11 protein-coding genes and 1 pseudogene are annotated in these 12,871 nt (G+C 63.6%); 7 read left to right on the top strand and 5 right to left on the bottom strand.

Features of this window, described 5'->3' with window-relative positions; genetic code table 11:
- Positions 1 to 335: 335 nt before the first annotated feature.
- Positions 336 to 2,189 (top strand): ABC transporter ATP-binding protein, encoded by a 1,854-nt coding sequence (locus BGP85_RS02615; protein ID WP_103447817.1) that lies wholly within the window; start codon positions 336 to 338, stop codon positions 2,187 to 2,189.
- Positions 2,190 to 2,312: 123 nt separating this feature from the next.
- Positions 2,313 to 3,128 carry a 3-methyl-2-oxobutanoate hydroxymethyltransferase gene (gene panB / locus BGP85_RS02610; RefSeq protein ID WP_103447818.1) on the top strand — a complete coding sequence of 272 codons (816 nt, stop codon included), beginning with the start codon at positions 2,313 to 2,315 and terminating at the stop codon, positions 3,126 to 3,128.
- On the opposite strand, the gene BGP85_RS02605 is transcribed toward panB, so the two are convergent.
- The 3 genes from BGP85_RS02605 to BGP85_RS02595 form a co-directional block, all read right to left on the bottom strand.
- Positions 3,116 to 4,540, bottom strand: a complete 1,425-nt coding sequence (locus BGP85_RS02605; RefSeq protein ID WP_103447819.1) for an aminotransferase-like domain-containing protein — start codon at positions 4,538 to 4,540, stop codon at positions 3,116 to 3,118. The two genes, panB and BGP85_RS02605, sit on opposite strands and share 13 nt — an antisense overlap.
- A gap of 106 nt (positions 4,541 to 4,646) precedes the next feature.
- Positions 4,647 to 5,396 carry a creatininase family protein gene (locus BGP85_RS02600; protein WP_103447820.1) on the bottom strand — a complete coding sequence of 250 codons (750 nt, stop codon included), beginning with the start codon at positions 5,394 to 5,396 and terminating at the stop codon, positions 4,647 to 4,649.
- A 158-nt stretch (positions 5,397 to 5,554) separates the two neighbouring features.
- Complete coding sequence (locus tag BGP85_RS02595) at positions 5,555 to 5,818, bottom strand: DUF2790 domain-containing protein (RefSeq protein ID WP_103447821.1); 264 nt, start codon at positions 5,816 to 5,818, stop codon at positions 5,555 to 5,557.
- A 320-nt stretch (positions 5,819 to 6,138) separates the two neighbouring features.
- Between BGP85_RS02595 and BGP85_RS02590 the strand changes: the two are divergent.
- A pseudogene (locus BGP85_RS02590) lies at positions 6,139 to 7,361 on the top strand (MFS transporter).
- 219 nt (positions 7,362 to 7,580) lie between these two features.
- On the top strand, positions 7,581 to 8,186 hold the full coding sequence (gene gstA / locus BGP85_RS02585) for a glutathione transferase GstA (RefSeq protein ID WP_103447822.1): 606 nt from the start codon (positions 7,581 to 7,583) through the stop codon (positions 8,184 to 8,186).
- Between the two features lie 283 nt (positions 8,187 to 8,469).
- Here gstA and BGP85_RS02580 read toward each other — a convergent pair whose 3' ends face one another.
- Both BGP85_RS02580 and BGP85_RS02570 read right to left on the bottom strand, forming a co-directional pair.
- Positions 8,470 to 8,874 carry a DUF2251 domain-containing protein gene (locus tag BGP85_RS02580; protein ID WP_103447823.1) on the bottom strand — a complete coding sequence of 135 codons (405 nt, stop codon included), beginning with the start codon at positions 8,872 to 8,874 and terminating at the stop codon, positions 8,470 to 8,472.
- Between the two features lie 230 nt (positions 8,875 to 9,104).
- Positions 9,105 to 9,875, bottom strand: a complete 771-nt coding sequence (locus BGP85_RS02570) for an IclR family transcriptional regulator domain-containing protein (RefSeq protein WP_103447825.1) — start codon at positions 9,873 to 9,875, stop codon at positions 9,105 to 9,107.
- A 145-nt stretch (positions 9,876 to 10,020) separates the two neighbouring features.
- Here BGP85_RS02570 and BGP85_RS02565 point away from each other — a divergent pair, with 145 nt between their 5' ends.
- Genes BGP85_RS02565 through BGP85_RS02555 form a run of 3 tightly spaced genes read left to right on the top strand, consistent with a single transcriptional unit; the run spans position 10,021 to position 12,867 of the window.
- Positions 10,021 to 10,830, top strand: a complete 810-nt coding sequence (locus BGP85_RS02565; protein WP_103447826.1) for a shikimate dehydrogenase family protein — start codon at positions 10,021 to 10,023, stop codon at positions 10,828 to 10,830.
- Positions 10,831 to 10,834: 4 nt separating this feature from the next.
- Entirely contained in the window at positions 10,835 to 12,562 is a 1,728-nt protein-coding gene (locus tag BGP85_RS02560; protein ID WP_103447827.1) for an FAD-dependent oxidoreductase, read from the top strand.
- Complete coding sequence (locus BGP85_RS02555) at positions 12,547 to 12,867, top strand: NIPSNAP family protein (protein WP_103447828.1); 321 nt, start codon at positions 12,547 to 12,549, stop codon at positions 12,865 to 12,867. The genes BGP85_RS02560 and BGP85_RS02555 overlap by 16 nt, the downstream gene beginning before the upstream one ends.
- The last annotated feature ends 4 nt before the right edge of the window (positions 12,868 to 12,871 follow it).

The following is a 12,871-nucleotide window of genomic DNA, read 5'->3' as shown; positions in this document are numbered from 1 at the left end:
TCGCCTCGGGAGGTTCAGCGCCTATGAGATCGAGCGCCGCCCGCGCGGCGCTTCGCGGGGCAAGCCCGCTCCTACATTTTTTTCGGGCCAATTATTCCTGAGGCATTAGCGCGCGGTCCCTTGTTTGTACGACGCGATATCGAGCCATGCACCAAAGGGTACGCGCGCCCATGGCACAGGTTTTACTGGCCCGAAACAAATGTAGGAGCGGGCTTGCCCCGCGAAGCGCCGCGCGGGCGGCGCTCGATCTCATAGGCGCTGCAAAACGCTCGACAGGCACTTGGTGGCCCCAGTGCTGTATGGTTATTGCTACCGAGTAACCCCCGGAGACCCTCATGTTCCGTACCTTTGAACGCTGGCTCGACCCCTTCCCGCCCGACGAGGTACCGCCGCCCCCGGTCGGCCTGCTGCGTTTCCTGTGGGCCTGCACCCGCGGCGCACGCGGGTATATCCTGGCGCTGGCGCTGTTCAGTGCCGGCGTATCGATCTACGAGGCCTGGTTGTTCTCCTTCCTCGGCCAAGTAGTGGACCTGCTCTCCAACTGGCAGGCCGGCGGTGGCGTGAGCCCGGAAGAAAGCCGTGTGCTGTGGGGCGTCGGCCTGCTGCTGATCGCCAGCATCGTGCTGGTGGCTCTGCGCACGCTGATGCAGCACCAGGTGCTGGCGATCAACCTGCCGCTGCGCCTGCGCTGGGACTTTCACCGGCTGATGTTACGCCAGAGCCTGTCGTTCTTCTCCGACGAGTTCTCCGGCCGGGTCACCACCAAGGTGATGCAGACCGCGCTGGCTGTGCGCGAGGTGCTATTCACGATGATCGAGATCGTCCCGGGCATCGGTGTGTACTTCATCGCTATCATCGCCCTGGCCGGTGGCTTTGCCGCCAAGCTGATGCTGCCGTTCATTGCCTGGCTGCTGCTGTTCGGCCTGGCCATGCTGTATTTCGTGCCGCGCCTGGGCAAGGTCGGCCAGGAACAGGCCCATGCGCGCTCGTCGATGACCGGCCGGGTGTCCGATGCCTACACCAACATCACCACCGTGAAGCTGTTTTCCCACTCCAAGCGCGAGGCGCACTTCGCCCGGGCGGCCATGGAGGACTTCAAGCAGACCGGGTTCCGCCAGATGCGCCTGGTCAGCCAGTTCGAGGTCGTCAACCAGGCGCTGGTGGTCGGGCTGATTTTCGGCGCTGGCGGCTACGCCTTGTGGCTGTGGCACCAGGGCCAGGTCGGTACCGGTGCGGTGGCGGCGATCACGGCCATGGCCCTGCGCATCAACGGCATGTCGCACTGGATCATGTGGCAGATGACCTCGCTGTTCGAGAACATCGGCACCGTACAGGACGGCATGGCCACCCTCACCCGCGGGCCCAAGGTGCAGGACGTGCCGAATGCCGGCGTGCTGGAAACCCGCGGCGGCGCGGTGACCTTCGACAACGTGCGCTTCAACTACAACGGCGAGCGCCAGGTGCTCGACGGCCTGAGCCTGAACATCCGTGCAGGCGAAAAGGTCGGCCTGGTGGGCCGTTCCGGCGCAGGCAAGTCGACCTTGATCAACCTGCTGCTGCGCTTCTACGACGTGGACAGCGGCGAGATCCGCATCGACGGGCAGAACATTGCCCGTGTCACCCAGGACAGCCTGCGCAGCGCCATCGGCATGGTCACCCAGGACACCTCGCTGCTGCACCGCTCGATCCGCGACAACATCGCCTACGGCCGCCCTGAAGCGAGCGATGCACAAATCCAGCGCGCCGCTGCCAACGCCCAGGCCGATGGTTTCATTCGCCAGCTCAGCGACCGTGACGGCCACAGCGGTTACGACACCCTGGTCGGCGAGCGCGGCATCAAGCTCTCCGGCGGCCAGCGGCAACGCATCGCCATCGCCCGGGTAATGCTCAAGAACGCCCCGATCCTGCTGCTGGACGAGGCCACCAGTGCCCTGGACTCGGAAGTCGAGGTCGCCATCCAGGAAAGCCTCGACGAGATGATGCAGGGCAAGACCGTGATCGCCATCGCCCACCGGCTGTCCACCATCGCTGCCATGGACCGGCTGATCGTCATGGATGAAGGGCGCATCATCGAGCAAGGTACTCACAGTGAGTTACTGGCGAAGAACGGTACCTATGCGCGGCTGTGGCAGCACCAGAGCGGTGGGTTCCTGGGTGAGGATCAGGGGGTGGCCGAGGCACTGGAGTAAGCCGGCAGCACGCATCGTGGAAAAACGTCTGTGCCGGTTTTCAGGTGAAATCTGTACATTGAGTTTGCATTACACGGCTCGATAATCAGGACACCTTTGGCCACCTGTCGAGACGAGACACTGATGAGCACGCCTATCCGCAAGAGACGACTGACGGTCCCACAGCTGGTCGCCATGAAAGGCCGGCAAAAGATCGTTTCGCTGACGGCATACTCCAGCGCGATCGCCAAGGTGATCGACCCCTTGGTCGATTTCATCCTGGTCGGTGACTCCACCGCAATGGTCGGCTACGGCCGCCCCTCCACCCTTGGCATGCGCCTGGACGAAACCATCGCCCACACCCGGGCGGTGGTCGACAGCACGCGGCTGGCCTGCGTAATTGCCGACATGCCGTTCGGCAGCTACCAGGAATCCCATGAACAGGCTTTTCGCAATTGCGCCCAGGTACTCGCCAGCACCGGCTGTGACGCCGTCAAGCTGGAGGCCAATCAGGCCTTGGCCAGTACCGTGGAATTTCTCGTCGCGCGCGGCATACCGGTCATGGCACACATCGGCCTGATGCCCCAGTTCGTCAATGTCATGGGTGGCTACAAGGCCCAGGGGCTATGCCCTGACAGCGGCGCGGCATTGCGCGCCGATGCCCAGGCCAACCTGCAGGCCGGAGCCTTCAGCCTGCTGCTGGAGGGGGTCGCGGAACCGGTTGCCAGGGCGATTACCGACGCCACCGACAAGCCTACCATCGGCATCGGTGCATCACCGGCTTGCGATGGCCAGGTACTGGTCACCGAGGACCTGCTAGGGTTGGGTGGCGATCATGTACCCCGCTTCGTAAAGCCTTATGCCGACGTGGCCCAGGTGATCCGCGAGGCGTGTACCCGCTTCGGTGACGAAGTGCGCGACGGGACCTTCCCTGAAATGCGCCACTGCTATGGCGTCTGAGCCTTGTCCTGAATGGCCTCGTCCTGGATCGCCCTGACCAGGCATTGCAGCGCCTGGGGAATGTCTTTGCTCCAGTCCAGCGTGTAGCACAGGCGCAAGTGACTGCGCCAAAGGCCACGTTGGCTGAAGACCTCCCCAGGCGCGATTACGATACGCTGCGCCAACAGCCGCTCGAAGACCCGGCGCATGTCCACCGAGCGGGTCGCTTCCAGCCAGAAACTCGCCCCGCCCTGCGGCTCATGGATATGCAGGCAACCTTGGCCATAGGTTTCCAGCAAGGCCTTCATGTGCATCATGCGCTCACGCAACAGGGCACGCAGCCGCTGCACATGCTGCTCGAACCGACGCGAAGTGAACAGTTTGGCGATGGACTTCTGGCGGATCGGCGACAAGCGGAAAGCACGCTCCAGAAACAGCTGCTGCAACTGTTCGGTATGACGTCGGCAGAGCAAGTAGCCGTAGGGTGCCTCCGAACCGATCACCTTGTCGAAGGTGGAGAACACCAGCAACCGGTCCGGGTCGGCGAAATCGCGGTAGCGTGGCGCCTCGGCCTGGAAGCAGAACTCGCCGTAGCCATCGTTTTCGAACAGCCACACATCATACTCGGCCAGCCAGCGGCAGATCTGCTGCTTGTCTGCGGCCGGCATCAGGCCGCCTTGCGGCACGCTGGTCGCCGACGACAACACCGCCAGGCGCACCGGTTCGCTGTTCAGTACCTGGCGCAGCTGCTGCAGGTCGAAGCGCCCATCCTCAGCCAACGGCACTTCGATGATGGTCATGCGTGCGGCCAGCAGTTGCCTGAGCACCGCCCAGTTGCATGGCGATTCGACCAATGCCACCTTGCCTTCGAGATCCAGGGCACGCAGTGACAGTTCGAGGATACTGCGCAGATCAGAGCCGACGAACACATGCTCGGCCTGCCAGCAACGGTGTGCCGAGCGGGTATAGAGTTCCGCCAGCGCGCTGCGTAAAGCCATCTCGCCGAAGGGTTGGTAGAGCGGCGCATGGGAACGCGGGTACTGACGCGTGAGTTCGCGCTCGATCATCAACAGCGGTTTTTCCAGCGACAGCAATATGGCCGGGGCATCGCTGGCAAGGGCCAGCATGCCGGGCTGACGAGCACTGGCGAACACAGTGTCCAGCAGGCTCGGCGAGCGCTCGACGCGCAAGGGCGTGCTGCTGCCCCGGGTGAAATAGCCGAGTTTGGGGCGTGCATGCACCCGCCCCTCGTCCTCAAGCAGTGAATAGGCATACTGGGTGCTGGAGACTGAAACGTTCAATCGCTGGGCCAGTTGGCGCAAAGATGGCAAGCGCTGCTCGATATCCGAGGGTGCCGCTTCGATCAAGTCGAGCAGATAGCGGTAGACCGCCTGGTAGGTGTAGCCGGATTTGTTGGTTTTCTTCGCATCCATACTCAAGCATCACGTGGCAAATGCTGCCACAGGTTACACGTAGATTCCCATCGGCCTGCTAGCGGTGGAGCAGCCACCGCCACGCAAGCCTTTGAGTTGAGGTGCATCATCCCGGCCGGCTTTCGCTGCCGAACCCTTCCACGGCTTTCACCAACCCCTGCGCCGCCAGCATGACCAGCTGCCCGCCTTTCTCCGGCGAAGCCTGGGCCGGGTCCGAGCCCATCCGCCCGTCCGGATGGCGCGCACGGAAATCCACGGCCTCGCGGATGGGGCCCCAGTTGGCGATCTGCGGCGCATAGTCGGCGGTTTTGATGCAGTCCGGATAGGCCCACTGGGTCACGGCTATCTCCGAAGGTGTGGCATGGATGCCGTGGCCGGTCGGGAACTGCTTCTTGGCCAGAGCCTCGACCCCTTCCAGGTCCCACCAGTTAATCAGTTTCAAGGCAAACCCTGCCGGGCGGCGGGCAAAGCTGGCTTCGGCATAGATCTCGGAAAAGGCTGCCTCGATCGAGGCCACGTTACCGCCGTGGCCATTCAGGAAGAGGATTTTCTCGAAGCCATGCACCGCCAGTGAGCGAACCCAGTCAGTGATCGCGGCGATGAAAGTCGATGGCCTGAGCGAGAGGGTGCCAGGGAAGCCAAGATGGTGCTGGGCCATGCCGATGTTGAAGGTTGGCGCGACCAGGATATCCGCCTTCTTCTGCGCTTCGAAGGCGATGATTTCCGGGCACATCCAGTCGGTGCCGAGCAGCCCTGTCGGCCCGTGCTGCTCGTTGGAGCCGATGGGAATGACGATGGTCCGGCTGCGCTGGAGGAATCGTTCCGTTTCAACCCAGGTCGATCGATGTAGGAGCATCTTGCTTCTCTCATGGAAAATGTGGCTGGGAGCGCCAGGCGCGGTGGTTTCCGCTTCAACAGTAAAGACCGTTTCGCGCCTGCCGGGCATGCAATCGGGCTGTCGTGCTTACCAGTTCATGGCAGGACTCCTCTGTCGGGGCCAGGGCAGTGCCCGCTTCAGTTCTCACCGATGCAGTGGTCGCCGAAGGTGCGGTAGTTCAGCACCTGGGTCTGGTCGTGGGAGTCGAGGTAGGTAAGCTTGGCATTGACCACCCCGCAAGTCGGCGCAGCGTCCTGGCTGGTTGACAACACTTTGTTGATGTCCAGCTGGGTGCCATAGGTGTAGGTGCGGACATTGTCGGCAGCTTCGGCGCGGGCGGCCAGGGTGCAGACGTTGAGTGCGGCGAACAGGCAGGCGGCGTAGACGGCTTTGCGGTTCATGGTGGGGCTCTCCGGGCTTCAATGGGGTGTTTGAACCGAGGCGTTACTGCCTCGCTTCGATGGAGCCCATTAAAAGACTGGAAAGTACCTGGCTTGTGTCACGATCCCTGGCCAATCAACTCAAAGCGTATCTGTATCACCCCTGGATACGCTGTGATACAAGCCGGCGCAGCCCTCTGGCCGGCGCTTCCTATCGATAGCGCTGATGATGACTATCGAGCGGCTCGCCTGCCAGGTTGGCGAAACCGGCCTTTATAATCGCCTTCAATTTTCCCTCCCCCTTCGCCTGCAACAGGCGACCTCACCTTGGAATCAGGAACATGCCAAGCGTCAGTCAGGCTTCTCACGGCCGTCCCGAACATGATCAACAGAGCGTCAGGCAGCAGTGGCTGGCGATTCTCTCGGTCGCCGTGGGTGCCTTCGCCCTGGTCACCAGCGAGTTTCTCCCGGTGGGCGTGCTCAACGATGTGGCCAGCGACCTGGGCATCAGCGCCGGCCATGCCGGACTGATGGTGACCCTGCCCGGTATCATGGCGGCCCTGGCCGCGCCGCGTCGGTGGGCATTGGCGCCATGGACCGGCGCTACCTGCTGATCGGCCTGACACTGATCATGATCATCGCCAACGCGGTGGTGGCCTATGCCAGCGACTTCAGCCTGCTGCTGTTCGGTCGTGTCCTGCTGGGCATCAGCATCGGCGGCTTCTGGGCCACTGCCATTGCCCTCAGCGGCCGTTTGGCGCCCAAGGGCGTGAGCGTGGCCCGGGCCACCTCGATCATCATGGCCGGCGTCACCCTGGCCACCGTGCTGGGCGTGCCCGTGGGTACCTGGCTGAGCGGCCTGATGGGCTGGCGCATGACCTTCCTGGCCACCGCGCTGGTCGGCGTGCCGGTACTGCTGGCGCAGCTGCTCTTGTTGCCGCGACTCAACCCGGACAAGGCCATTCGCGTCAGTGACCTGCCGGCGCTGTTCATCAACCCGCAAGCTCGGGTTGGCTTGATCGCCGTGCTGCTGATTGGCCTGGCGCACTTTGCCGCGTATACCTACGTCGCGCCGTTCTTCAAGCAAAGTTCCGGCTTCGACGGGCCCACCATCGGCTCGCTGTTGCTGCTCTATGGCGTGGCCGGGGTGATCGGCAACCTGTTCGCCGGCTACGCCGCCAACCAGAGCGTACGCCACACGCTGATGCTGGTAGCGGTGATGATCGGCGTCAGCACTGCGCTGTTCCCCTACTTCGCCACCGGCCTGACCGGCGCGGCGATGCTGATCGCACTGTGGGGCTTCGCCTTCGGCGCGTTCCCGGCCTGCTCCAGCATCTGGATGTTCGTCGTGGCACCCAAGGATGTCGAGCGCGGCATGCCGCTGTTCGTGGCCATGTTCCAGGTGATCATCGCCCTGGGTTCGTTCTTCGGTGGGCGTATCGTCGACCAGCTGGGCAGCTCGGTGCTGTTGAGCCTGGCCACGGCGCTGGTGGGCTGCGGCTTTGTCACGGTGCTGGTGCTGGGGCGTAATGTCAGCAACAGCCTGGCAGCACAGACTGGCTGACGGGAGGTGATCGTTGGCGATGGGTCGCAGCCTGTGCTGCGACCCCGCTGCATCACTTGCCACGGGCGCGGACCTGCAAGTGCTGGTGGGTAAATTCAGGCTTTGACCCACAGCCAGAGACTTGCGTGAAATCCTGCTTTGGTGTCATAACCAGTGCGCTGCACAGTGCCTCACCTCGCCAGCCTTCGCACGACTGACCCACTCGAATGGGAGAAGAAAATGAAGCTCTTTTACTCGCCAGGTGCCTGTTCGCTCTCGCCGCACATCGTCCTCAACGAACTGGACCTGCCCTACACCGTCGAAAAAGTCGACCTCAAACAGCACAAGACGGCCAGCGGTACGGATTTCTACACGATCAATGGCAAGGGCTATGTTCCCGCCCTGCAACTGGATAACGGCGAAGTCCTCACCGAGGGCCCGGCCATCATCCAATACCTTGCCGACCAGAAACCCCAGGCCAATTTGCTGCCCCCTGCAGGCTCGCTGGAACGCGCGCGGGTACAGGAATGGCTGAATTTCATTGGCACCGAGGTGCACAAGACCCTCGCCGCCTTGTTCAACCCAAGCATCAGCGCAGAAGCCAAGAGCAAGACCATCGAGACCTTGGGCAAACGCCTGGGCTTCGTGGACAAGGCGTTGCAAGGCAACGACTTCCTGACCGGCAAGCACTTCAGCGTGGCCGATGCCTACCTGTTTACCATCGTGAACTGGGCGCCAATGCTGGGCATTGACCTTTCACCCTGGCCAACGGTGGTGGCGTTCCAGAAACGCGTCGCCAGCCGCCCGGCCGTGCAGAAAACCCTGCAGGCCGAAGGCTTGATCTGACCCTCGCCAGGCTCCACCACCGGCAGTGGTCCGATCACGCCGGCAGCAATCACCGTGGAGTCGGCAACAGGCAAAGCGTGACTGCTCCCATCACCAAGTGATGGGCAAAAAAGGGGCCGCACAACGGCCCCTGGCTTCACATGTGTCACTCTGCTCGTGACCCCGTATCGGCGGCCCACCCACTACCGCGCGAGATCAAGCTCAGCCAGCGCCTGGCGCAGCTGCTGGACATCGTCTCCCAGCGCTCGCGATATGCCCTGATATTCCGCCAAGATCGAACATCTCAGGCAAAATGCCGCAGTGTGCTGTCATCCCACTCATGGCCCGCGTGCGACCAGCCATTGTCCATCGGCAACGGGAACCCGGTACGGCAATGCCCCTGTTTGGCTTCAAAGTCGAAGACCGCATGGGGGTAGTCGTTGATCAGCAGCAGCGCCTTGCGGTGGTCCTCGGACCAGGCAATCTTGACCGTCGAGGGCTTGTCGCGGTCGGCGATGCTCTCCACGTCGTAGATGTGCAGCGCATTCTGGATCGGGTTGCCGCCGCCGGAGGAATCCAGGGCGTAGAAATAGCCGGTTTCCTCGTCGTCCTCGAACACCACGGCGTACGGCCCTTCCCCGGCCGGCGCTTCAACAACAAGGCCGTCCCCTACAAGCAATTCGTTCTGCGCAACAACATAGGCAGGCATGTCGGCATTCCTTGCATGGTTGAGAGACGTTGATGATGCCCAGCGAACGATGCCGGGTGCAACTACCCGCAAAGAATAGGCAGCCGCTACTTGTCGCAGCAGCGCGCCCAGCGCGACTTCCTGCAGATCAGCCTGGGCAAGTATTTCTTCAAGGACCTGGCCCTGGCTGATCGACCGCAGCCCTTATCGTTTCGAGCGCTCGGCCTGACCGGAACGGCCGCAGCTCAGCGTCAATCCAGCACTGGCTTGAGTAGCGCCTGCGCCTCATACAGTGTCGCCAGATAGCGCAGGCGCATCTCATCGATGCTCAACCGCGAAGCATGGGTGGTGATGGTCAAGGTCGCCTTCAACTGGCCGCTGCGGTTTAGCAGCGGCACACCCAACACGCGCATGCCGATTTCGTATTCCTGATCGACGATGCTGTAGCCCTGCGCCCTCACCCGCTGCAACTCTGCCATTAACTGCGCCCTGTCGGTCTGGGTATAGGGCGTCAGCGCACTCAGCGCGTTGTGCGCGAAGTACTCCTCCCGCTGCCCCTCCTCCAGCCACGCCAGCCAGACCCGGCCGCTTGCCGTGCAATACATCGGCATCCGCGACCCAGGGCGGATCGACAACGACGCAATGTGGCTGTAGCGGCTGCGCACCAGGTGAATGATCTCGTCGCCATCACGGCTGCCCACCGACACATGCTCCTGGGTCTGCCGTGCCACCTGCTCGACGATCGGCCGCAGCATGCGCGGCAACTGCGCCGAATCGACATAGGCCTGGCCGATGCGCAGGGCCTTGGGCGTCAGCCAGTAATGGCGGTTGTCGGTCTCGGCAAAGCCTTCGTGCACCAGCGTCAGCAGAAAGCGCCGTGCGGCACTGGGGGTCAGACCGGACAGCCTGGCCGCCTGGGGCACGCTCAGGCGTGGTTGCTCGGCACTGAACAGTTGCATCAGCGCCAGGCCTTTTTGCAGGCCGGCGATCAGGTCGCGGGGGTGGATCTCGGGCTGGGGCATGAAATCGACTCTTGGAAAGTGGCATCTAATGCGATTACCGCTTGATAGCTGCGATTATCGCATTGAATGCCCAATAAGCGCATTGTCGATGACACTGCGCCGCACCAAGCTGGCTTCCACAACAACAGCCATAACGGAGGTCAGCATGATCCGAGGTTCGACAGAACTGGTCGCCATCGTCGGTTCGCCTATCGCCCAGGTGAAGTCGCCGGAAAACTTCAACACCTGGTTCGCCAACAACGCCCGCGACCTGGCGATGGTTCCCATCGACCTGCAGGAAACGGCGCTGGGCGCCTTCGTCGACCACTTGCGTGGTTGGCGCAACCTGCGCGGCTGCGTGGTTACGGTGCCCTACAAGCAGGTCCTGGCCACACAACTGGACGGACTCAGCGAACGCGCCAAGGCACTGGGCTCGGTCAACGTGATCCGCCGCGAGCGCGACGGCCGCCTGCTGGGCGACAACGTCGATGGCGCGGGCTTCCTCGGCGCCGCTCGCCAACATGGCTTCGAGGCTTGCGGCAAGCGTGCGCTGGTGGTGGGCTGCGGCGGGGTCGGCAGTGCGATTGCCTATGCACTGGGCGAAGCGGGCATTGCCAGCATTACCCTCGGCGACCCCAGCGCCGAACGCGTCGGGGCGCTGGGTGAAGTGCTCGGCACTGCCTTCCCGGAACTGGAAATCGCCACGCGCTACGGCTCGCTGGAGGGCTTCGACCTGGTCGTCAATGCCTCCCCTGTCGGCATGGGCAACAGCGGCGAACTGCCGCTGCCGGAGGCACTGCTGGAAACCCTGAAGGCGGCCACGCTGGTAGCTGACGTGGTCACCTCACCGGAAATCACCCCGCTGCTGCACAAGGCGCGGGAACGCGGCTGTCCGGTCCAGACCGGCGCGCAGATGGCCTTCGCCCAGCTGGGCCTCCTCGGTGCCTTCATGGGCGTCACCCCGCTGGAGATCTGAAGCCATGAGCACTAGCGAACAAGCGGTGTTCGACCTGGTGGTCCTCGGCAGCGGTGCTGGGGGCTTCGCCACCGCCGCCACAGCAGCCCGCCGCGGGCTGAAGGTGCTGGTGGTGGAAAAGGCCGAGCGCTTTGGCGGTACTTCGGCGATTTCTGGCGGCGCGGCGTGGATCTACGGCAGTGATCAGGCCCAGGCTGCCGGTGCCAAGGACTCCCCCGAGGCCATGCGCACCTACCTGAAGACGATCATCGGCGCAGGTTACAACCCGGCACTGGTGGATACCTTCATCGAACGGGGTCACCAGGCCCTGCGCTGGCTGGAGCACAACACCGAACTGCGCTACGGCCTGCGCCCGCACTCGCCGGACTATTACCCCGACGAACCGGGTGCCACCGAATTCGGCCGCGCCCTGGAGATGGTCGAGTACGACGGTCGCCACCTCGGTTCGCGCTTCAGCGACCTGAAGATGCCGCCGCCGGGCATGCTGCTGTTCGGCGGCATGATGGTCAACCGCGTGGACATCCAGCACTTCCTCAACCTGCGCCGCTCACCCGCCTCACTGTGGCACTGCCTGAAGCTGATGGCGCGGTATGCGCGGGACCGCCTGCGCCACCCACGAGGGACTCGGCTGACCACCGGCAACGCCTTGATCGCGCGCCTCGCCAGCAGTGCCTTCGCCCACGGCACAGAACTGTGGCTGTGCAGCGAGGCCGAGGAACTGATCGTCGAACGCGGCAGGGTGACCGGCGTGGTGGTGATGCGCGAAGGCCGACGGCTTCGGGTGCACGCTCGCGGTGGTGTTGTCTGCGCCATGGGCGGTTTTGCTGCCGGGCAGCTGGCCGCCCGCTATCGCCCGGATGCCGAGGCGCCACACCTGAGCATGTCGCCGCCCACCAACGACGGCGCCGCCCTGCGCCTTGGCGAGGCGGTGGCGGCTGCCCAGGGCGAGGGCCTGGCGGCCAATTTCTTCTGGGCGCCGGTGTCCGAGCTGCGCCATGCCAATGGCGAGCGCGAGCGCTTTGCGCACCTGGTCACCGACCGCGCCAAGCCTGGCGTGATCGCGGTCGACCCGGCCGGGCGGCGCTTCGTCAACGAATCCAATTCCTACCACCACTTCGTACAGACCATGTTCGCCAACGGCCTCGGCCATTGCTGGCTGATCTGCGACGCCGAGGCGATGAACCGTTATGGCCTGGGCCTGGCGCGGCCTAAGCCGGTGGACAATTCGGCACTGATTGCAGCCGGTTACCTGATGCGAGCCGACAGTGTGCCAACCCTGGCTGCGGCCATCGATGTCGATTCGCAAGCCCTGCAGCAGACGCTGGAGCACTTCAATGCCGATGCCCGCAACGGCATCGACCGTGAATTCGGCAAAGGCGGCAACAGCTACAACCGCTACATGGGCGACCCTCAGCACCAGCCCAACCCTTGTCTGGCGCCACTGACCAAGGCGCCGTACTACGCCATCCGAATCCATACCGGTGATCTCGGCTCGGCGCGCGGCCTGGTAACCGACACCAATGCCAATGTGCTGAACCATAGCGGCGCGCCGATTGCCGGGCTGTATGCCGTGGGCAACGACATGAACTCAATGATGAACGGCACCTACCCCGGCCCCGGGATCACCCTCGGCCCCGCCCTCACCTTCGGCTGGATCGCAGCCGGCCATATCGCCGAGCGCCTGCAGGCGCCCGCAACCCACCAGGAGAAACCTGCATGTACTACGAACTGAGAACCTACACAGTCGACCCGCTGAAGATGGCCGACTGGCTGGCCCTGTACCAGAGCCATGCGCTGGAAGTGCAGAGCGAGCACCTGGGCAACCTGGTGGGCTTCTTCACCACCGAATTCGGCGAGGTCAACCAGGTGGTGCATATGTGGGCCTACGCCAGCCTCGACGAACGCATGGCACGCCGTGCCGCGATGGCCGCCGACCCACGCTGGGCAGAGTTCTCGCGGCGCAATCGGGAGCTGGGCGCGGTGCTGCAGCTGCACTCGCGGCTGCTGCGGCCCACGGTTTTTTCGCCGCTGCGATAACCCT

Source organism: Pseudomonas putida (genome assembly GCF_002906855.1).
In the GTDB taxonomy this organism is placed as follows: domain Bacteria; phylum Pseudomonadota; class Gammaproteobacteria; order Pseudomonadales; family Pseudomonadaceae; genus Aquipseudomonas; species Aquipseudomonas putida_N.
This window is presented reverse-complemented; position numbering and strand designations above follow the sequence as displayed.

Coding starts and splice junctions, on each gene's coding strand:
- BGP85_RS02595 (WP_103447821.1), bottom strand. CDS start 5,818: ATGAACCGCAAAGCCGTCTACGCCGCCTGCCTGTTCGCCGCACTCAAC.
- BGP85_RS02580 (WP_103447823.1), bottom strand. CDS start 8,874: ATGCCTGCCTATGTTGTTGCGCAGAACGAATTGCTTGTAGGGGACGGC.
- BGP85_RS02605 (WP_103447819.1), bottom strand. CDS start 4,540: ATGGATGCGAAGAAAACCAACAAATCCGGCTACACCTACCAGGCGGTC.
- BGP85_RS02600 (WP_103447820.1), bottom strand. CDS start 5,396: ATGCTCCTACATCGATCGACCTGGGTTGAAACGGAACGATTCCTCCAG.
- BGP85_RS02555 (WP_103447828.1), top strand. CDS start 12,547: ATGTACTACGAACTGAGAACCTACACAGTCGACCCGCTGAAGATGGCC.
- BGP85_RS02570 (WP_103447825.1), bottom strand. CDS start 9,875: ATGCCCCAGCCCGAGATCCACCCCCGCGACCTGATCGCCGGCCTGCAA.
- panB (WP_103447818.1), top strand. CDS start 2,313: ATGAGCACGCCTATCCGCAAGAGACGACTGACGGTCCCACAGCTGGTC.
- BGP85_RS02560 (WP_103447827.1), top strand. CDS start 10,835: ATGAGCACTAGCGAACAAGCGGTGTTCGACCTGGTGGTCCTCGGCAGC.
- BGP85_RS02615 (WP_103447817.1), top strand. CDS start 336: ATGTTCCGTACCTTTGAACGCTGGCTCGACCCCTTCCCGCCCGACGAG.
- BGP85_RS02565 (WP_103447826.1), top strand. CDS start 10,021: ATGATCCGAGGTTCGACAGAACTGGTCGCCATCGTCGGTTCGCCTATC.
- gstA (WP_103447822.1), top strand. CDS start 7,581: ATGAAGCTCTTTTACTCGCCAGGTGCCTGTTCGCTCTCGCCGCACATC.